This is a genomic window from Bradyrhizobium sp. USDA 3240, from assembly GCF_054063295.1.
On the sequence record NZ_JBSSGD010000002.1, the window covers coordinates 4752197 to 4770651 of the forward strand.

18 protein-coding genes are annotated in these 18455 nt (G+C 66.1%); 10 read left to right on the forward strand and 8 right to left on the reverse strand.

From position 1 onward, the window contains the following. The first annotated feature begins 15 nt into the window (after positions 1 to 15). Positions 16 to 765, forward strand: coding sequence for a class I SAM-dependent methyltransferase (locus ACVIGA_RS23215; protein WP_456668108.1), 750 nt, complete (start codon positions 16 to 18; stop codon positions 763 to 765). A gap of 19 nt (positions 766 to 784) precedes the next feature. Here the strand turns inward: ACVIGA_RS23215 and ACVIGA_RS23220 are convergent, their stop codons facing one another. Further along, complete coding sequence (locus ACVIGA_RS23220) at positions 785 to 1273, reverse strand: SRPBCC family protein (protein WP_456668109.1); 489 nt, start codon at positions 1271 to 1273, stop codon at positions 785 to 787. A 7-nt stretch (positions 1274 to 1280) separates the two neighbouring features. Continuing rightward, positions 1281 to 2237, reverse strand: a complete 957-nt coding sequence (locus ACVIGA_RS23225; RefSeq protein ID WP_456668110.1) for a LysR family transcriptional regulator — start codon at positions 2235 to 2237, stop codon at positions 1281 to 1283. A gap of 101 nt (positions 2238 to 2338) precedes the next feature. Here ACVIGA_RS23225 and ACVIGA_RS23230 point away from each other — a divergent pair, with 101 nt between their 5' ends. Beyond that, positions 2339 to 3520 carry an MFS transporter gene (locus ACVIGA_RS23230; protein WP_456668111.1) on the forward strand — a complete coding sequence of 394 codons (1182 nt, stop codon included), beginning with the start codon at positions 2339 to 2341 and terminating at the stop codon, positions 3518 to 3520. A 22-nt stretch (positions 3521 to 3542) separates the two neighbouring features. Then, on the forward strand, positions 3543 to 4577 hold the full coding sequence (locus ACVIGA_RS23235) for an aldo/keto reductase (protein ID WP_456668112.1): 1035 nt from the start codon (positions 3543 to 3545) through the stop codon (positions 4575 to 4577). Positions 4578 to 4592: 15 nt separating this feature from the next. On the opposite strand, the gene ACVIGA_RS23240 is transcribed toward ACVIGA_RS23235, so the two are convergent. Then, positions 4593 to 5495: a helix-turn-helix transcriptional regulator gene (locus tag ACVIGA_RS23240; protein ID WP_456668113.1), complete on the reverse strand. Its 903-nt coding sequence runs from the start codon at positions 5493 to 5495 to the stop codon at positions 4593 to 4595. Positions 5496 to 5794: 299 nt separating this feature from the next. Here ACVIGA_RS23240 and ACVIGA_RS23245 point away from each other — a divergent pair, with 299 nt between their 5' ends. After that, positions 5795 to 7435, forward strand: a complete 1641-nt coding sequence (locus ACVIGA_RS23245) for a flavin-containing monooxygenase (protein ID WP_456668114.1) — start codon at positions 5795 to 5797, stop codon at positions 7433 to 7435. 90 nt (positions 7436 to 7525) lie between these two features. Then, positions 7526 to 8719 carry a serine hydrolase domain-containing protein gene (locus ACVIGA_RS23250; RefSeq protein WP_456668115.1) on the forward strand — a complete coding sequence of 398 codons (1194 nt, stop codon included), beginning with the start codon at positions 7526 to 7528 and terminating at the stop codon, positions 8717 to 8719. Here the strand turns inward: ACVIGA_RS23250 and ACVIGA_RS23255 are convergent. Further along, positions 8716 to 10071: a sensor histidine kinase gene (locus tag ACVIGA_RS23255; protein ID WP_456670868.1), complete on the reverse strand. Its 1356-nt coding sequence runs from the start codon at positions 10069 to 10071 to the stop codon at positions 8716 to 8718. The two genes, ACVIGA_RS23250 and ACVIGA_RS23255, sit on opposite strands and share 4 nt — an antisense overlap. A gap of 5 nt (positions 10072 to 10076) precedes the next feature. Then, positions 10077 to 10751: a response regulator transcription factor gene (locus ACVIGA_RS23260; RefSeq protein WP_456668116.1), complete on the reverse strand. Its 675-nt coding sequence runs from the start codon at positions 10749 to 10751 to the stop codon at positions 10077 to 10079. Between the two features lie 323 nt (positions 10752 to 11074). On the opposite strand from ACVIGA_RS23260, the gene ACVIGA_RS23265 reads away from it, so the two are divergent. Genes ACVIGA_RS23265 through ACVIGA_RS23280 form a run of 4 tightly spaced genes read left to right on the forward strand, consistent with a single transcriptional unit; the run spans position 11075 to position 14454 of the window. Further along, a complete protein-coding gene (locus ACVIGA_RS23265) occupies positions 11075 to 11653 on the forward strand; it encodes a class I SAM-dependent methyltransferase (protein WP_456668117.1) in 579 nt (192 codons plus the stop codon). A 10-nt stretch (positions 11654 to 11663) separates the two neighbouring features. Further along, positions 11664 to 12323: a DedA family protein gene (locus ACVIGA_RS23270; RefSeq protein ID WP_456668118.1), complete on the forward strand. Its 660-nt coding sequence runs from the start codon at positions 11664 to 11666 to the stop codon at positions 12321 to 12323. Next, positions 12320 to 13423 (forward strand): UDP-2,3-diacylglucosamine diphosphatase, encoded by a 1104-nt coding sequence (locus ACVIGA_RS23275; RefSeq protein ID WP_456668119.1) that lies wholly within the window; start codon positions 12320 to 12322, stop codon positions 13421 to 13423. The genes ACVIGA_RS23270 and ACVIGA_RS23275 overlap by 4 nt, the downstream gene beginning before the upstream one ends. Beyond that, the gene (locus ACVIGA_RS23280) at positions 13423 to 14454 is read left to right on the forward strand and encodes a glycosyltransferase family 4 protein (protein ID WP_456668120.1); all 1032 of its coding nucleotides are present in this window, start codon (positions 13423 to 13425) and stop codon (positions 14452 to 14454) included. Before ACVIGA_RS23275 ends, ACVIGA_RS23280 begins: the two co-directional genes overlap by 1 nt. Positions 14455 to 14469: 15 nt before the next feature. Here the strand turns inward: ACVIGA_RS23280 and ACVIGA_RS23285 are convergent, their stop codons facing one another. The 3 genes from ACVIGA_RS23285 to ACVIGA_RS23295 are packed head-to-tail and all read right to left on the reverse strand — an operon-like array spanning position 14470 to position 17451. Next, positions 14470 to 15603, reverse strand: a complete 1134-nt coding sequence (locus ACVIGA_RS23285; RefSeq protein ID WP_456668121.1) for a threonine synthase — start codon at positions 15601 to 15603, stop codon at positions 14470 to 14472. A 13-nt stretch (positions 15604 to 15616) separates the two neighbouring features. Beyond that, a complete protein-coding gene (locus tag ACVIGA_RS23290; RefSeq protein WP_456668122.1) occupies positions 15617 to 16273 on the reverse strand; it encodes an HAD-IA family hydrolase in 657 nt (218 codons plus the stop codon). 17 nt (positions 16274 to 16290) lie between these two features. Beyond that, complete coding sequence (locus ACVIGA_RS23295) at positions 16291 to 17451, reverse strand: alanine racemase (protein ID WP_456668123.1); 1161 nt, start codon at positions 17449 to 17451, stop codon at positions 16291 to 16293. 71 nt (positions 17452 to 17522) lie between these two features. Here ACVIGA_RS23295 and ACVIGA_RS23300 point away from each other — a divergent pair, with 71 nt between their 5' ends. Continuing rightward, the gene (locus ACVIGA_RS23300) at positions 17523 to 18446 is read left to right on the forward strand and encodes a LysR family transcriptional regulator (protein ID WP_456668124.1); all 924 of its coding nucleotides are present in this window, start codon (positions 17523 to 17525) and stop codon (positions 18444 to 18446) included. The last annotated feature ends 9 nt before the right edge of the window (positions 18447 to 18455 follow it).

Below are 18455 nucleotides of genomic sequence, written 5' to 3' on the forward strand. Positions count from 1 at the left end.
GCAGGAGAAGCGCGAATGACATTGAACCCGACGGCCAGGAATTATCGCGTCGCGGTCGCTGCCTATGAGGCGGGCCGGCCCAGCTATCCGGCGGAGATCGTCGCCGCGCTGCCGCTGCAAGCTGCGCGCTGTGTCGTCGATCTCGGAGCCGGAACCGGCAAGTTCACCCGCCTGCTGCGTCCGCATTTGTCCGGGACGGCGCGGCTGGTCGCGATCGAGCCGGTCGCCGAGATGTCGGCGAAACTCGCGAACGAAGCAGGGATCGAGGTCATCAACACCCGCGCCGATGCGATCGCCCTCGAAACCGGCAGCGTTGATCTCGTGACCTGCGCGCAGGCGTTCCACTGGTTCGACAACGAGCCGTCGGTCGCCGAGATCGCGCGTCTGCTGCGTCCCGGCGGTATGCTGGCGCTGGTCTGGAACAACAGGGACGACCGCGCGCCGTGGGTCGACGCGTTGTCGGTCATGATTGAGAAATACGCGGGAGACACACCCCGGCAACGGTCCGGGCACTGGCGCTGGATCTTGCAGGATCCTCGCTTCCTGCTCGAGAAGGAAATCGTGCAGGACCATCCGCACCGGATGGCGCGCCAGGGCGTCTATGAGCGCGTCGTGTCGACGAGCTATGTCGCCAATCTTCCCGATGCGGAAAAGGCGAGTATTCGCGACAGGACCGACGCCATCCTGCGTGAGGCCGGCCTCGGTGATGCCGACGAGGTGGTGTTTCCTTATGTCACGCAGCTCTCCTTGCTGAAGCGGGCATAGAGCATTTTTCGAGACCTCGCTATTGCGCGGCGTGTCCTTGCTCGACTGCCTGCTTCAGGCGCGGCAGCGCCATGCGCCAGTAGAACGCGACATGCTTGGCGCCGGAGTCGGTGCCGATTTCCCATCCCTGTCCGCGGCGGATCGGCGATGGCGGCACTTGCTGGGTGACGGTCAGCAACGTCTCGCCGCCCTCGGCCGCGAGCGTCATCGTGATTGTTGCATAGGATTGCGGAACATCCGGCATGCCGGAGACCTGCGACCAATAGGAATATGCGAGCCGTGACGGCGGTTCGACATGGATGACGCGGCCCTTGTCACGATAGCGCTTCGCGCCGATCTCCGCCTCGATCTCGATCGGTGCGCCGATCTGCCAATCGGTGTTGAAATGCGCGTTGCGCCATGTCTCGCCCGCTTTGGGGTCGATGATCGCGTCCCAGACATGCCTTGGCTCCGCGGCAATGCAGATCGACTCGGTAACGATCTGCAAGACCGAGGTTTCGTTCGTCATCAAATGCTCACTTGTCACTTACGACCTTCCATTTCCCGTCCCCGCCACGCCGCAGCGCCGGATCGCCGATGCGGATGTGTTGCGCGAGAAAGTCGATGAAGGCGCGAACCCGCGCCGGCAGCGGGCCGGCATGGCCGACATAGACCGCGTGGATGTCCTCGCGATCGCCGGGATTGAGATTTTGTAGCACCGGCACCAAGCGTCCGGCCTCGATGTCGGGACCGATGTGGAACAGCGCCAGCCGTCCGAGGCCGATGCCGCCGAGCGTGAGCTGGCGCGCGGCTTCGCCGTCGCTGACGCGGGCGACCGGCGGCGGCAGCGCCTCTTCGATTTTTTCAGCGCGGCGAAACGGCCAGCCGCGGATGCTGCGCGGAAAAGTCCAGCCGATGCCGCGATGGGTAGCAAGATCGGCCGGTGTCTTCGGCGTGCCGTAGCGCGCGAGATAGGAGGGTGCGGCGACCACCACCATGCGGCTCGTGCCGAGCTTGCGCGCGATCAGCCGCGAGGCGCCGAGCGGGCCGACGCGGATCGCGACGTCGGCGCGCGCCTGCATCAGATCGACCAGCGTGTCGGTCAGCACGATGTCGAGCGTGATGTCGGGATGTTCGCGCATGAAGCGCGGCAGCAGCGGCATTACATGCAGCATGCCGAACGGGATGTTGCTGTTCACGGTGAGATGGCCGCGCGGCACGCACGAGGCGGCCTCGCGTTCGGCCTCGTCGATGTCGGCGAGGATGCGCTGGGCGCGCTGATAGAAGGTCTGGCCTTCCTCGGTCAGTTGCAGCTTACGGGTGGTGCGGTTGACCAGCCGGGTGCCGAGCCGGGTCTCGAGCCGGGAGACCAGCTTGCTGACGCCGGACGGCGTCTGGCGCAGGCTGTTCGCCGCCGCGGTGAAGCCGCCGAGATCGACGACGCGGACGAACACGTCCATCTCGCCGGAGCGGTTGGTGTCGGTACGGGACATCTTGAATTCACGTCACAAATGATTGGATTGCGGCCATTCTAATCCTTCTCGGTCCGGACCGCTATGTCGCATTGCGGAATCCCTACCCTCCGGAGCGACACATGCCTCTCGCAGTCCTTGCCTTGACCGCCGGTGCCTTTGGCATCGGCACCACCGAGTTCCTCATCATGGGGCTGTTGCTGCAGGTCGCCGCCGACATGCAGGTATCCGTGTCCGCGGCGGGACTGTTGATCTCCGGCTACGCGCTCGGCGTGTTCGTCGGCGCGCCGATCCTGACGCTGGCGACGCGGCGGATGCCGCGCAAGGCGGTGCTGCTGGCGCTGATGGCGATCTTCACGCTCGGCAATGCAGCCTGCGCGCTGGCGCCGAACTACGAGTTGCTGATGGCGGCGCGCATCCTGACGTCGCTGGCGCACGGCACCTTCTTCGGCGTCGGCTCGGTGGTCGCGACCAGCCTCGTGCCCGAGGATAAGCGCGCATCGGCGATCGCCACGATGTTCATCGGCCTGACGGTCGCGACCTTGCTCGGCGTTCCCTTCGGCGCCTGGTTCGGCCTGATGCTCGGCTGGCGCGCGGCGTTCTGGGCGGTGGCGGTGATCGGCGTGGTCGCCTTCGTCGTGCTGGCCGCGCTGGTCCCCGGCCATGTCGGCGCCAACGACAAGCCCGCGCCGCTGCGCGAGGAGCTCGCCGTGCTCGGTCGCCCGCAGGTCCTGCTCGGGCTTGCCATGACGGTGTTCGGCTTCGGCGGGCTGTTCGCGGTCTTCACCTATGTGCAGCCGATCCTGACGCGGCTCACCGGATTTTCCGACGCCGCAGTGTCGCCGATCCTGCTGGTGTTCGGCGCTGGACTAGCGATCGGCAACGTCGCGGGCGGACGGCTCGCGGACAAGGGGCTCGCGCGTGCGTTGCTGGTGTCGCTCGGTGGCCTCGCGGCCGTCCTCGTCACGCTGGCGGCAGTGATCTCGATCAAGGCCTTGGCGGTCGCACTGTTGTTCGTGCTCGGCATCGCCGCGTTCGCGACCGTCGCGCCGCTGCAGCTTCGCGTGCTCGAAGCCGCCGGTTTTGAAGGGCGCACGCTGGCGTCCAGCCTGAACATCGCGGCCTTCAATCTCGGCAACGCGCTCGGCGCCTGGGCCGGCGGCGTCACCATCGATCGTGGCTTCGGTCTCGGCGCGCTGCCGCTGGTTGCCGCCGTCATCACCGCGGTCGGGCTGTTGCTCGCGCTGTGGAGCCTGCGCCTCGACCGGCCGGTCGCCCTCGCCACGCAGTGCCCGGCCGAATGAACCGGATCAAAGGAGTATGACCATGGAATATCGCAATCTCGGTGCGTCCGGCCTGAAGGTCCCGGTGCTCAGCTTCGGCACCGGCACCTTCGGCGGCCAGGGACCTTTGTTCTCGGCCTGGGGCCGCAGCGACGCCGGCGAGGCGCGACGGCTGATCGACATCTGCCTCGAGGCCGGCGTCAATTTGTTCGACACCGCCGATGTCTATTCGAACGGTGCGTCGGAGGAGATCCTCGGCGCCGCGATCAAGGGCCGCCGCGACAAGGTGTTGATCTCGACCAAGACCGGCCTGCCGATGGGTGACGGCCCGCTCGACGCCGGCACGTCGCGCTACCGCCTCGTCGCTTCGGTCGACGCCGCGCTGAAGCGGCTCAACACCGACTATATCGACCTGTTGCAGCTTCATGCCTTCGACGCCTTCACGCCGATCGATGAGGTGCTGTCGACGCTCGATGCGCTGGTGCGCGCCGGCAAGCTGCGCTATGTCGGCGCTTCGAATTTCTCCGGCTGGCACCTGATGAAATCGCTTGGCATCGCCGAGCGGCACGGCTGGCCGCGTTACGTGGCCCACCAGCTCTACTACTCGCTGGTCGGCCGCGACTATGAATCCGAGCTGATGCCGCTCGCGCTCGACCAGGGCGTCGGCGCGCTGGTCTGGAGCCCGCTCGGCTGGGGCCGGCTCACCGGCAAGATCAGGCGCGGGCAACCATTGCCGAAAACCAGCCGTTTGCACGAGACCGCGCGGTTCGGGCCGGCGGTCGATGACGAGAAGCTCTACGCGATCGTCGACGCGCTGGACGCCGTGGCTGCCGAGACCGGCCGCAGCGTGCCGCAGGTTGCGATTGCGTGGCTGCTGGCACGGCCGAGTGTCTCGTCAGTGATCATCGGCGCCCGCGACGAGGCGCAGCTTCGCGACAATCTCGGCGCAGTCGGATGGTCGCTCTCGACAGACCAGATCGCGCGTCTCGACAAGGCAAGCGCGGTGATGCCGGCCTATCCGTACTACCCTTACCGAATCCAGGCCGGTTTTGCGCGGCTGAACCCGCCGCCGGTGTGAGCCGGCCTGCCGGTCTCACGCCTGCGCGGAATGCTCGCAGACTTGCCGGCGATATTCCGCCGGCGTGACGTTCATGTGCTGGCGGAAGACGCGATTGAGGTGGCTCTGATCGGCAAAGCCGCTCAGCAGCGCGATCTCCTTCAGCGCAACGCGGTCCTTGCGCAGATGTTGGCACGCGTGCTCCACCTTGCGCCGCAGGACATAGGCATGCGGCCGCGTGCCGTAATGCACACGGAACTTGCGGGCGAACTGGATCGGCGTGCAATTGCAGATGTTCGCCAGTTCCTCCAGCGTGATGTTCCGGAAGATGTTCTGCTCGATATAGTCCTCGATCAGCCGCGCATGCGCAGGGCGAAAGCGTCCCTGCGCGCACGGCATCTTGAATTCGATCGCGGCATATTTCCGCAGGATGTGCACGCTGGCCTGAAGCGCCAGCGCGTCGTAGCAGAGGCGTCCGCCCGGACCGCCTGCGGCAACCTCCTGGACCATCTGGTCGTTGATCCAGGTCAGCATCGGGTCTTCGGCCTTGAGCAGATCGTGAAGTTCGATCGCCTCGGCGTCGCGGTCGAAGGCATCGCTCGCGGTCTTCATCATGAGCGCTGGAGCGATATAGAAATGGGTGACCTCGATATCGTTCTTCCAGTGCCAGCTTGATGGCTCGGCGCGGGTCAGCAGCGACGTGACGCCGCGACCGACGTGATCCTGCTTCCACGCACCGGTGACGCGACGGTTCATCGACGTCACGCCGTCGCGATAGAGCACGAGCAGGAAGTTTTCCGACGGGGGAACCCAGATATCCGACGGCTGATAGCGGAAGATCCGCAGCCGGAAGTCGCTCCTCCCGACTGAGGCGCTGTCCAGCTTCAGCTCGCCGGGCGCATAGCGCGGCAGCTCCTCGACCGTGATCAATTGGCCCATCGCGCGAGCCTCCTCCATGGAATCCGTGGCGCGGTTGACCGCTTGTTCTTGGCTGGACGTCTGAGCGCAGGATAGGCCGCTTTCGCGGTTTGCCAAGGCGACCAACGGCCGACGGCTCGATTGCACGGCCGCGTTCCAGAGATTGTCGGTTTCATCCAAGCCGCTCGGCCGCACGACCCGTAGCCTGCTCTGCGTCTCGGCGACGGCGCGAGCGGCCGAGACCCAATTGACGCAACGCACCATCGCCCGGCGACACGGCGGGTATGAGCGCGTGCGAAGCAAGACAACGGGAGGAAACGATGACCGAGACCGTCACAAGGTCGAATGGAAGCAATGGTGCGCGTGCAACGACCAAGCTCGACGCCGTGGTCGTCGGGGCCGGCGTCGCCGGTCTTTACCAACTGTTCCGCCTGCGCGAACAGGGACTGAGCGTGAAGGCGATCGATGCCGGGTCAAGCGTCGGCGGCACCTGGTACTGGAACCGTTATCCCGGCGCGCGCTTCGATTCCGAAGGCCACACCTATCAGTATTTGTTCTCCGAGGAACTCTACAAAGGCTGGAGCTGGAGCGAGCGGTTCCCCGGCCAGCCCGAGATCGAGCGCTGGCTGAACTACGTCGCCGACCGCCTCGACCTCAGGAAGGACATCCAGTTCGGTACCACGGTCAAGAGCGCGCACTTCAACGAGGCGACGCAGCGCTGGCTGGTGACGACGGACAAGGGCGAGGTGATCGACGCCCAGTTCCTGGTCACCTGCTGTGGCATGCTCTCGGCGCCGCACGTGTCCTTCCCGGGACAGGAGACCTTCAAGGGCGAGCTGTTCCACACCGCGCGCTGGCCGAAGGGACCGATCGAGCTCGCCGGCAAACGCGTCGGCGTGGTCGGCAACGGCGCGACCGGAATCCAGGTGATCCAGTCGATCGCCGGCGAGGTCGGCCATCTCAAGGTCTTCATCCGTACCCCGCAATACATCATCCCGATGAAGAACCCGAAATGGGATGCGACGGATGCCGAGGCCTACAAGTCGAAGTTCAAGTTCCTGACCGAGCGGCTGCCGAAGACGTTCACCGGATTCGAGTTCGACTTCGAGCACGTCTGGGCCGACCTGACGCCGCAGCAGCGACGCCAGGTGATCGAGGATTGCTGGAATGACGGATCGCTCAAATTGTGGGTTTCGTCGTTCGCCGAATTGTTCTTCGACGAAGCCATCAACGCCGAGATCACCGAATTCGTGCGCGAAAAGATGCGCGAGCGGATCAAGGATCCCAAGCTGTGCGAACAGCTGATTCCGTCGGATTACGGTTTCGGTACGCACCGGGTGCCGCTGGAGAGCAATTTCCTCGAGGCCTTCCACCGGCCCAATGTCGAGATCGTCAGCGTCAAGAGCAATCCGATCGCCCGCATCACGTCTGACGGCATCCAGACCGCCGACGGCACGGTCCACGCGTTCGACGTCATCATTCTCGCCACCGGCTTCGACGCCGGAACGGGGGCGTTGACGCGCATCGACATCCGCGGTCGCGATGGGCGATCGCTGAAGGACGATTGGGGCAGGGACATCCGCACCACGATGGGCTTGCAGGTCCATGGCTATCCGAACCTGTTCACGACGGCGGTGCCGCTCGCGCCCTCGGCCGCACTTTGCAACATGACGACCTGTCTGCAGCAGCAGGTCGAGTGGATCGCCGATTGCATCAAATATCTGCGCGGCAAGAACCTCAACGTCATCGAGCCGACCAGGGATACCGAGGATCAGTGGGTGGCGCATCACGACGAGACCGCCAACGCGACGCTGATCGCCAAGACCAACTCCTGGTACCTCGGCTCGAATGTCGCGGGCAAGCCGCGCCGGGTGCTGTCCTATTGCGGCGGCGTCGGCACCTATCGCCAGAAATGCGACGAGGTCGCCGCGAGCGGCTATCAGGGCTTTGCCGTGCAGTAGCGGCTGACGCGATACGGCGCTGCGGTCTTCGCTGACCGCGCCGCCGCCCACGATCGATCACATCACAAAGCAGAATATGGGAGGACGACAATGAGCATGAACTTTGGTGCGGCAGCAGATGCGATTCTCGACGGCGTCGTGACATCCAACCCGCGCGTTCCCGGCGTCGTTGCCATGGTGACCGACCGCCATCGCAACATCTACGAAGGCGCGGCCGGCAAGCGCCGCCTCGACCAGGCCGCGGACATGACGACCGACAGCGTGTTCGCCATCTTCTCGACTACCAAGGCGATCACCGGGACGGCGGTCCTGCAACTCGTCGAGGAGGGCAAGCTCGATCTCGACGCGCCGGCCAAGACCTATGCGCCCGACCTGGGCAAGCTCAGGGTTATCGAAGGCTTTGACGACAGCGGCGAGCCGCGGCTGCGTGCACCGAAGCGCGACATCACCACGCGCATGCTGATGGTCCACAGCGCAGGTCTGGGCTACGACTTCATCAATCACACCTATAATCGCCTCGCGCAGGAGAAGGGACAACCCAGCGTGATCACGGCGTCCAAGGCTTCGTTGATGACGCCGCTGCTGTTCGATCCCGGCGAGCGATGGGAGTACGGCACCAACCTGGATTGGTGCGGCCAGATCGTCGAGTCGATCGCCGGCCGTCGGCTCGGTGAGGTCTTCAAGACGCGGATCTTCGAGCCGCTCGGAATCCAGGACACGGCATTCGAGCTCACTGATGCGATGCGCCGCCGGCTCGCCGGCATTCACGCCCGCAACGCCGACGGATCGCTCACGCCGATGGATTTCGAGCTGCCGGCCAATCCGGAGATCCATATGGGCGGCCACGGGCTCTACGGCACCATTGGCGACTACATGCGCTTCATCCGGATGTGGCTGAACGACGGCGCCGGCGAGCATGGCCGGGTCCTGAAGGCCGAAACCGTGCGGATGGCGGAGAAGAACCATCTCGGCAACAACAAGGTCACCGCCATTACCGGCGTGATCACCTCGCTCGCCAACGACGCCGAGTTCTTCCCCGGCCAGTCGAAATCATGGGCGCTCAGCTTCATGATCAATGACGAGCAGGCGCCGACCGGCCGCCCCGCCGGCGCGCTCGGCTGGGCCGGCCTCGCCAACCTGTTCTACTGGATCGATCGCCAGAACGGCTTCGGCGGATTCTGGGCGACGCAGATCCTGCCGTTTGGTGATCCGACATCCTTCGTCGGCTACATCAATTTCGAGACCTCGTTCTACGAGGCCCTGAAACTGCGCAAGGCGGGTTAAACCTGCGGGAACACCATGCGCATGCAGGCGCCGCCGGACGGCGCCTGATCGACCTCGATCCGGCCGCCGTGCAGACGCATGATGCTCTGCACCAGATCGAGGCCGAGGCCGGCGCCGCGTCCGCCCGGATGCAGCCGGCGGAACGGTTCGAAGATCTGCTCGCGTTCGTCGGGCGGAATGCCGTCGCCGTCGTCGCTGACCTCGATCTGGCCGGCTGTCGTCACCCGAACCAGGATCGTGCCGCGACGCTGGCCGTGGTCGACGGCGTTCTGCACGAGATTGGTGAGGGCCCGTTCGAGCGAGGTCTGGTCGCCGGTCACCATGACCGTCTCGCCATCGTGCTCGAACGACATTTCATATCCGGCCGCGAAAGCCAGCGGCGCGAGGTCGAGCACGACCTGCCGTGCGATGCCGACCAGATTGACAGGGCCGAACGTGTCGGCGCGCTGATCGAGCCGCTGCAGGTCCAGCAGCTGGCCCGCCATCACGCTGAGGCGGGTCGCGTCCTCGAGCAGATGGGTCTTCTCCGGTCCGGCCTCCAGCGAAGCGACCCGGGTCGAGAGGATAGCGATCGGCGTGCGCAGCTCGTGTGCGGCATCGGCGAGGAAGCGGCGATGGCGTTCGTATCCCTTGTCGAGGCGGTCGAGCGCGGCATTGATGGCCTTGACCAGCGGGGTGATCTCGACCGGCACCTCGTCGAGCGGCAATTGCGCGCCGCGCTGGTCGATGTCGATGCGTTCGGCCTGCGCCGCGACCAGTGCGAGGCCTTTCATTGCCCGGCGCACCACGAAAGGGGTCGCGACCAGCGTCGCCAGCGTCATCAGCACGACGATCGGCAGGATCATGTTGAGGAACAGCTGCGGTGTGATCTGCAGCGCTCGCCACATCGAGAGCTCGCCGTACGTTCCGGTCAGGATCTGGACTGATCCAGCCGACGTGTCGACCGATTTGACGAGTCCAGCGGGACGCGCGGCCACGGCGTCGTTCCACTTGAGCACCGCCTCGCTGACATGCTCGAGGGCCGATGCGATCGGTGCGAATTGCGAGGGCACGGTGCCTTCGGAGATCTGGTGACCGTCAGCGTCGCGGATGATGTACCAGAGATCGGCGTGCTCGGCGCGCAGGGCGGCCAATTCCGGTGTCTGGCGCAGCGTCAGTCCGCCCGCTTCATCGCGTGTGATGGCGTCCCTCAGCGTATCGAGGGTGCTGCCTTGGTACTCGCCGATCAGCAGCCCTGCCCACAGCAGCCCGATCGCGGCGGCCCCGATCAGCAGAATCAGGAGGGTCAACGCAACGGCCTGCAGACCCGCGAGGCGTCCGACCAGGCGCCAGGTGAGGGATCGCGGTCGCAGCACGCTCACGGTGTCTCTCGCAGCATATAGCCGAGGCCACGAACGCCGTTGATGGTGACGCCGGCGTCGGCCTCGGTGAGCCTGCGGCGCAAGCGCGACACATGACTGTCCAGCGCATTGGGCTGCACGTCGTCGTCGAGGCCGTAGACCGCCTCCATCAGCGCGGAGCGCTGCACCATGCGTCCCATCCGATGCATCAGCGCTTCGAGCACCAGCCGCTCGCGACGCGGCATCTCCAATGGGCGTCCGTCGACGCTGGCCTCGCGATGGGTGAAGTCGAACGACAGGCGGCCGATCCGCGTGACATGCTGCTGCACATTGGCGGGCCGGCGCAGCAGCGCGCGTAGCCGAGCCAGCAGCTCCTCGAACGCAAACGGCTTGCCGAGATAATCGTCCGCACCGCTGTCGAGGCCCGAGATTCGGTCCGCCAGCTCACCGCGCGCGGTCAGCACCAGCACCGGCACGGTGTTGCCGCTCGCGCGCAACTTCGGAATCAGCGACAGCCCGTCGCCGTCAGGCAATTGGCGGTCGAGCACGATCGCGTCGTAACTTCCCGCTGCGGCAATCGCCTCGGCTTCCAGAAGATCCGGCGCGTGATCGACCAGCATGTCGTGGCGAGCGAGTGCCGCACGCAACGCCGCGACCATGTCCGGCTGGTCCTCCACCAACAGCACCCGCATTTCGTTGTCTCTACCTCCGCATCGATCTGCCGACTTTATGTCTCATTCATTGCGGCAACCTTGCGGTTTGCTCCCCGTGATTGCGTCGCACGCCAAAATTTCGCACGCGCGTGGATTCGCGACAGGCTCGCGCAAGCTTCGCATGAGACAGAAGCGTGCATCGGGACGATCGAATCGTCTCGACACCGACCGGCACTGCTCAACCGACGGGAGCCTACCACACATGATGGTGGGCACCCGCAATGCGAAAGACACGTGAATGCCCTTGTCAACGAACTTCCGCCGAGGCATCGGCGATGCGCTTATCGTGCGGGAGCTCCAGCATGTCCGCCGCTGACATCCTGCCGTTCGTCCGCGCCTGGGTGCGCAATCCGTTGCGTGTCGCCGCGGTCGCGCCGTCGGGGCCAGCGATCTCGTCGCTCATGGCGCAGGAGATCACCGCGGATACCGGCCCCGTGCTCGAGCTCGGCCCCGGCACGGGCGTCTTCACCCGCGCGTTGCTGAAGCGTGGCGTGAGGCAGCAGGATCTGACGCTGGTGGAGTATGGCTCCGAGTTCATCCCGCTGCTGCAGCGGCGCTTCCCGGGCGCGCGGGTGTTCTGGATGGACGCGGCCTGGCTGCGGAGGGAGCGGCTGTTCGACGGGGCGCCGGTCGGTGCGGTCGTGAGCGGCCTCGGCCTCCTCATGATGCCGCCGGAGAAAGTCATCACCATCCTGCACGGCGCCTTCGGCTATCTCCGCGCTGGCGGGGCGTTCTACCAGATCACTTATGGCCCGCGGTGTCCTGTCGCAGACGCGATCCTGGATCGCCTCGATCTGCAGGCGAGCTGCATCGGGCAGACGTTCCTCAACCTGCCGCCGGCTTCCGTGTACCGGATCAGCCGCCGCCACACCCACGCTTGATCGAGGCGTCATGGACACGTCGAGCACGATCGCGATGTTTCTGCACTTCGGCCTGGTGGGAGTTGGCTGCCTCGCCGTCGCCGAGAAGTTCATTCCGCTGCTTCCGTCCTACGTGCTGCTGATGCTGCTCGGCTTGACGGTTTCCGACGGCTCGATGCTCGCGATGACCATCCTCGCGACCAGCGTCGGGTCAGTCGTCGGCGCCATCGGCTGGTACGGGCTCGGGCGCGCGCTCGGCTCGCGGCGCATCGAGGGGCTGGTGACGCGCTATGGCAAGTTCGTGTTGCTGCGGCCCTCGCTCTACCGACGGCTCACCGACGCCTATCGCGGCAATCATTTCTGGGTGACGCTGATCGGTCAGACCTTGCCCACCGTGCGGATTTACCTCGCTCTCCCGGCCGGTGTGTTGCACCTGGAGCCGCGCGCCTTCGTGATGGCAACGGCGATCGGGACCGTGATCTGGAACATGCCGTTCCTCACGCTCGGCTATGTCCTGCGCGGCAGTGGCCACGATCCGATCAGCCTCGGCTTCTGGGTGGTGGTCATCCTGATCGCCGTGGAGGTCGCGCTGTTCCTTGGATTTCGCTTCTACAAGCGCTCGCTCGCGCCGCAGCCTTTGGCCAAGCCGCGCGCGCTCCCCTCACGCTTGCCGGTGGAGGAAGGCGCATGAGAGCCCTGTTGTCCCGCCTGCGGCCGGGCTCGGATACGCTCGAGCGCGCCGCCGCGACGCTGCTGGTGCTGGCCGCAAGCTATCAGTTCGGTCACGCGGCTTCCGGCGGGCGATATCGCGCCGCCGAGTTCGCGCTGCTGGTCCTGATCGCAGGCATCTATTGGCACCGCTCGATCTTCCGGCGATGCGCCAGCCGCGATGTCACGAAGGTTCTTGCGGGATTGGCCGAAGCCATGGCGGCGGCGTTTCGGCCGGACGGCAAGGTCGACTCCCAACTTCCGATGCATGGGGCTGGCGATCACACGCCGCGGGATGTCGTCAAGGTCAGGAGCCTGTTCATCTCCGACGTCCATCTCGGAACCAGGGGATGCCAGGCCGAGCGGTTGATCGACTTCCTCCGCCACCATGATGCCGAAACCGTGTTCCTGGTCGGCGACATCGTCGACGGCTGGTGTCTGCGGTCGAGCTGGTACTGGCCCACGGCGCATAATGCGGTTGCGCGGGAGCTGATCGAGCTCGCGCAACGGGGCCGTCGCCTGGTCTACATTCCCGGCAATCACGACGAGTTCTTGCGTGACTATTCCGGTGCGGCGTTCGGCGGCGTCGAGATTGTCGATCGGGCGATCCATCGTGGCCTCGACGGCCGCGACTATCTCGTCGTTCACGGCGATCATTTCGATCTCGTGGTGCGGCATGCGCGCTGGCTCGCGCTGATCGGCGATATCGGCTATCGGGCTGCGCTCGCCTGCAATATCTGGCTCAACTGGATCAGGCGCCGATTTGGGTTCGGCTATTGGTCGTTCTCCTCCTGGGCGAAATTGCGGGTCAAGAATGCGGTCAACCACATCGGTCGGTTCGAGGAGGTGCTGGCGTCGGAGGCCGCGCGCAGCAACGTTCAGGGCGTGATCTGCGGCCACATCCATCACGCGGCGCTGCACGACGATTTCGGCGTCCGCTACATCAACACCGGGGATTGGGTGGAGTCGTGCACGGGTGTGGTCGAGCGCTATGACGGGCAGTTTGAAATCGTCCGATGGACGGAGGCGCGAACGACGCTGGATGCGGCGGAGCTTGTGCCGCTAGCGCAGGCGGCGGCCTGATGCGCGTGCTGGTGGCAACCGACGCCTGGCGGCCGCAGATCAATGGTGTGGTCCGCTCGCTCGAATATCTCGCCAGTGAAGCGCCGTCGCTCGGCGCGGAGATCAGCTTCTTGACGCCGGCCGATTTCCGCACCGTGCCGCTGCCCGGCTATCCGGAGATCCGGCTCGCGCTGCCGACGATCGGGCGTATCGCGCGCGCCATCGCGGCTGCGCGCCCGGACTCGGTGCACATCGCGACCGAAGGCCCGATCGGCTGGACCAGCCGGCACGTCTGCCAGACCCGCGGCTATCCGTTCACGACCAGTTATCACACGCGCTTTCCTGAATATCTCGCCGCGCGGCTGCCGGTCCCGCTGCGGTGGAGCTACGCGGCGTTGCGCCGTTTCCATAATAGCGGAGACGGCATCATGGTCGGCTCGGCGTCACTCGAGCAGGCGCTGAAGGCCCATGGCTTCCGCAAGTTGATGCCGTGGTCGCGCGGCGTCGATGCCGAGCTGTTTTGTCCGCGTACGGAGCGGCCGATCGCCTTCCCGGCGCCGGTGTTCCTCTATGTCGGTCGCGTCGCGGTTGAAAAGAACCTCGATGCCTTTCTGGGTCTCGACCTGCCGGGCTCGAAAGTCGTGGTCGGGGACGGGCCGCAGCGCGGCACATTGCAGGCCCGGTTTCCGCAGGTCCATTTTCTCGGCACGCGGACCGGCCGCGCGCTCGCCGATGTCTATGCATCCGCCGACGTCATGGTGTTTCCAAGTCTGACCGATACGTTCGGGATGGTGATCCTCGAGGCGCTGGCCAGCGGCCTGCCGGTTGCGGCCTTTCCGGTGATGGGGCCGCTCGACGTGATCGGCAAGTCAGGCTGCGGTTGTCTCGATCATGATCTGCGCCGCGCGGCGCTCGGCGCGCTGCAGGTGCCGCGCGAGAAATGCCGCGCCCACGCCTTGACCTTCACCTGGCAGGAAAGCGTGCGGCAGTTCCTCGACAATATCGGACGGGCGCACGCCTCACCGACGCGCGCCGCCGTAGCGGGAGGATGAGGCCGGTTTCCGGGCCTACTGGTTACCCAGCAATTCGGTGATCAGCCCGGCTGCCTTGATCCCGGTCCCGCTGATGATGACGACGGTGCGCTCTGCCGGCCGGATCGCGCCGCGGTCTTTCAGGACGTCGAGCGCGGCGGCGGCCGAGGCCGAGGTCGGCTCGACGAACAGGCCGGTCCGGGCTAGCCGCTTCAGTGCGGCCACGATGCCGTCTTCGGAAATCGCGACCGTGCCGCCGCCGCTCTCCTTCAGCGCCGCGATCATCTGCTTCAGGCGCAGCGGATGCTTGATCGCGGTACCCTCGGCGATGGTCTTGCGGACCGCGCGATCGACCGGCGTGTCGACGCCGGCGGCGAAGCTGGCATCGACCGGCGAGCAGTTGAATGGTTGCGCGGCAAACAGCCGCGGCAGCCGCGCGATCTGTCCGGCCGCAAGCAGCTCCTTGAAGCCGATATAGCAGCCGAGCAGGCTGCTGCCGGCACCGACCGGCATGATGACATTGTCCGGCGCGGTGAAGCCGAAGTCTTCCCAGATCTCGTAGGCCAGCGACTTGGTGCCTTGCAGGAAGAAAGGCTGCCAGTTGTGGCTTGAGTAGAAGATCTGCTTCGACTGGCGGATCGCTTCCGCCTCGGATTCCTCGCGCGGGCCCTCGACCAGCTGCACCTCGGCGCCGAAGGCGTGCATCTGCGCCACCTTCATCGGCGATGTCGTCGCCGGCGCAAGGATCCTGACCCGCATGCCACCTGCCGCGCCATAGGCCGAGACCGACGCGCCGCCATTGCCGGAAGAGTCCTCCAGCACCGCGTCGACGCCGAGCTGGCGCAGGAAAGACAGCATCACGGTGGTGCCGCGATCCTTGAAGCTTGCGGTCGGATTGAACCATTCGAGCTTGAAATGCGGCCGCAGATCGCCCCACGGCTTCTCGACCGCAGGCGTGCAGCCTTCGCCCATCGTGATCGGCTGCCTGATCTCGACCGGCAGCGCCGCGCGATAGCGCCACAGCGAGCGCGTCCCGCGATCGACCTCGTCGCGGGAGATGCCGGGCAGCGGTGTGACGAGCAGCGGCTTGCCCTCGTCGGAGCACCAGCGCGGAACATCCAGCGGATAGAGCTTTCCGTTGAGCGGGTCGATATAACCAGGTGAAGGCATCTCTATTCAGTCCTCAAGGCACGGTCCGGTCGGACACGTCGCGACCGAGCACGAAAGCCGGCAGGGTCGCAAGGGTGTCACGAACCATGATCGGGGCGGGCGCCCCTTCCGGCAGGTTCATTCCGGCCCGATTATGCCACCAAGTCGGCAGATGCACACGTGCCGTGCCGAACAGATCATAGCCCGATCCCGCGACGAACAGGCATCGATTGGCCGCGACCGGCAGTTCGTCGAGGGCGAGCTGATAGGGTTGCGGTTGCGGCTTGTAGTAGCCGGCGCGTTCGGCCGTCACGAACACGGTGAGGGGAACGCCGAGGCGATCGGCGGCGATGCGGCCGAGCCGCTCCGAGCAGTTGGTCACGACGCCGAGCGCGACGCCGGCCTCGTGCAGTGTTTGCAGGACGTCGAAAACCTCGGGCCAGGGATCGAGCTCCGCATAGCGTGCGCCGAGTTCCTCGGCCAATTCGAACGGCAGCCCGACATTGCGCGCAGCCTCGCCCACCAGATCCTCATAGGGACGATAGCGTCCGGTGGCATAGGTATTCCTGAGATACTCGGCCCGCCAGCGCAGCCCGGCCTCGTCGGAGCCCGCGACCTTGTTCCAGAGTGTCCAGCTGTCGAGCAGCGCGGTCAGCAGATCGAACAGAACGGCGTCATAGGCTCGGGTCATGGGCTGTGCTCCGTTTCCTACCATCCGCGAAACCGCTCCCATTGCCGGACCGAGCCGGAGCCGGCGGCGACGACATGATAGCGGTCGTGCTGGGCTCCGGTCGCGCAGGCATGGTTCGGTAGGATCCGCACCTTCGTGCCGACCGGCAGCGTCACCTGCGGCGCGGTGCTGCCGGGACGGAGCGCGATGATGCCGTGCTCCTGATTGGTTTCGGTCAGGATTAGGTCGCGATGGGGCCGTCCATCGATGTCGCAGACGATGCCGTAGCCCTGGTCGATCGGCTGCTTCGCGGTGCCGCGATCGCGCGACAGCGCCATCCAGCCCGCGTCGATGAAGGTCCAGCCGCGATCGGCGCGATGGCCGATCACCGTCGCCAGCACCGACAGCGCAATGTCCTCGACCGTGCAGGCCCCGATCCCGGCCATGACAAGGTCGAACATCACGAACACACCGGCGCGCACCTCGGTGACGCCATCGAGCCAGCGCGCGAAATGCGCGGTCGGCGTCGAGCCGACGCTGACCACGGGGCAGGGCAGTCCGGCCGCGCGCAACGCCTCGGCGCAGGCGACCGCGGCGGCGCGCTCCTGCTCGGCCGCCTGCTCGAGCGCCGCCACGCTGCGGCAGGAATAGGATTCGCCGGCATGCGCCATCACGCCGCGCAGTTCAGCACCGCCTTGATGCAGCGCGCGGCCGATCTCGACCAGCTGCGGGTCGTACGCGCCGACACCGGCGCGATGGCCGTCGCAATCGACCTCGATCAGCACGGGAATGCGGTCGTTCGTTGCGCGGGCCATCGCGGTCACGGCGGCCGCCTGCTCCAAGCTATCCAGCACCACGGACAGGTCCACGCCCTGTCGCCGCAGCGCCGCGACGCGATCGAGCTTCTGCGGCGCGATGCCGACGGCATAGAGGATGTCTTTCACGCCAGCCGCAGCAAACACCTCGGCCTCCTGGAGGGTCGAGACCGCGGCCGGGCCGCCTGAGCCGTCCATCACGGCACGCGCCGCCGGAATGGATTTCGCGGTCTTCAGATGCGGGCGCAGCGGCACGCCGAGCCGCGACAGCCGCGTCTTCAGGCGGGCAATGTTGTGCAGCATTCGGTCTTCGTCGAGGACGAGGCAGGGCGTCTCGATCCCGGCAAGCGGATGCGGTGCGTTCAAAACAGGGGCTGCTGACATGCGGCGAGACTAGCCGTTTCCATGCTAAGTACAATTTACCGAATGTCATTCTTGGATTAAGTCTGGACTTAATGCTCTCGACCGACGACATCCGCTTCTTCCTGGCCATCGCTGCGGCCCGGTCGCTCGCGGCCGCGGCACGGTCGCTCGACGTGACGCCTTCAGCCGTCTCGCAGCGGCTGCAGAGTCTCGAGCAGCGCCTCGGCGTTCAACTGGTCAGCCGTTCGGCCCGGCGGCTGACATTGACCGATGAGGGCGAACTCCTGGTGCTGCGCGGCGGCACGCTGCTCGACGAGGCGACGGAGTTGACGGAAGCGCTGCAGGCGCGGCGCGGAACCATCGCCGGCCATTTGAAGATTCTTGCGCCGCTCGGCTTCGGACGCCGCTACATTGCGCCGGCCGTTGCTGCCTTCCGATCCCGCCACCTCGACGTATCGGTCGAGCTCGAACTCTCCGATCGGCCGGCGCGTTCCGCCGCGAGCGCGTGGGATGTCATGATCCATATCGGGGCGCTGAAGGATTCCACGCTTCGCTTGCTGCGCCTTGCGCCCAATGAACGCTTTCTTTGTGCCTCGCCGGCCTATCTGAAGCGCAAGGGAATGCCGGCAAGCCCGCAGGACCTGCGCGGGCATCAATGCATCGCGTTGCGCGAGAACGAAGAGGACGTGACGCTCTGGCGCTTCTCGCGCCGGCGCGCGGCGTCGGAGCCTGACGTCGTCAGGATCGAGCCGATGCTGTCGAGCAATGACGGCGAGGTGGTGAAAGCCTGGGCGCTGGCGGATCACGGCCTGATCGTGAGGTCGGAGTGGGATGTCGCCGAGGACCTCGCCTTTGGCCGGCTGGTGCGCGTCCTGCCGAACTTCCGCCTACCGCCGGCCGACATCGTTGCGCTGCTCAATCCGGGCCGCGGCGGGCGGGCCAGGCGCACGCAGGCTTTCGTGGAGCACCTGCGCGACGCCCTTGCGCCGCCGCCATGGCGCAACAGGCTGCGCTGACAGACGGCG

Excerpts from the sequence above, each read along its gene's own strand:
- ACVIGA_RS23215 (WP_456668108.1), top strand. The coding sequence starts at position 16 with ATGACATTGAACCCGACGGCCAGGAATTATCGCGTCGCGGTCGCTGCC.
- ACVIGA_RS23220 (WP_456668109.1), bottom strand. The coding sequence starts at position 1,273 with ATGACGAACGAAACCTCGGTCTTGCAGATCGTTACCGAGTCGATCTGC.
- ACVIGA_RS23225 (WP_456668110.1), bottom strand. The coding sequence starts at position 2,237 with ATGTCCCGTACCGACACCAACCGCTCCGGCGAGATGGACGTGTTCGTC.
- ACVIGA_RS23230 (WP_456668111.1), top strand. The coding sequence starts at position 2,339 with ATGCCTCTCGCAGTCCTTGCCTTGACCGCCGGTGCCTTTGGCATCGGC.
- ACVIGA_RS23235 (WP_456668112.1), top strand. The coding sequence starts at position 3,543 with ATGGAATATCGCAATCTCGGTGCGTCCGGCCTGAAGGTCCCGGTGCTC.
- ACVIGA_RS23240 (WP_456668113.1), bottom strand. The coding sequence starts at position 5,495 with ATGGGCCAATTGATCACGGTCGAGGAGCTGCCGCGCTATGCGCCCGGC.
- ACVIGA_RS23245 (WP_456668114.1), top strand. The coding sequence starts at position 5,795 with ATGACCGAGACCGTCACAAGGTCGAATGGAAGCAATGGTGCGCGTGCA.
- ACVIGA_RS23250 (WP_456668115.1), top strand. The coding sequence starts at position 7,526 with ATGAGCATGAACTTTGGTGCGGCAGCAGATGCGATTCTCGACGGCGTC.
- ACVIGA_RS23260 (WP_456668116.1), bottom strand. The coding sequence starts at position 10,751 with ATGCGGGTGCTGTTGGTGGAGGACCAGCCGGACATGGTCGCGGCGTTG.
- ACVIGA_RS23265 (WP_456668117.1), top strand. The coding sequence starts at position 11,075 with ATGTCCGCCGCTGACATCCTGCCGTTCGTCCGCGCCTGGGTGCGCAAT.
- ACVIGA_RS23270 (WP_456668118.1), top strand. The coding sequence starts at position 11,664 with ATGGACACGTCGAGCACGATCGCGATGTTTCTGCACTTCGGCCTGGTG.
- ACVIGA_RS23275 (WP_456668119.1), top strand. The coding sequence starts at position 12,320 with ATGAGAGCCCTGTTGTCCCGCCTGCGGCCGGGCTCGGATACGCTCGAG.
- ACVIGA_RS23280 (WP_456668120.1), top strand. The coding sequence starts at position 13,423 with ATGCGCGTGCTGGTGGCAACCGACGCCTGGCGGCCGCAGATCAATGGT.
- ACVIGA_RS23285 (WP_456668121.1), bottom strand. The coding sequence starts at position 15,603 with ATGCCTTCACCTGGTTATATCGACCCGCTCAACGGAAAGCTCTATCCG.
- ACVIGA_RS23290 (WP_456668122.1), bottom strand. The coding sequence starts at position 16,273 with ATGACCCGAGCCTATGACGCCGTTCTGTTCGATCTGCTGACCGCGCTG.
- ACVIGA_RS23295 (WP_456668123.1), bottom strand. The coding sequence starts at position 17,451 with ATGTCAGCAGCCCCTGTTTTGAACGCACCGCATCCGCTTGCCGGGATC.
- ACVIGA_RS23300 (WP_456668124.1), top strand. The coding sequence starts at position 17,523 with ATGCTCTCGACCGACGACATCCGCTTCTTCCTGGCCATCGCTGCGGCC.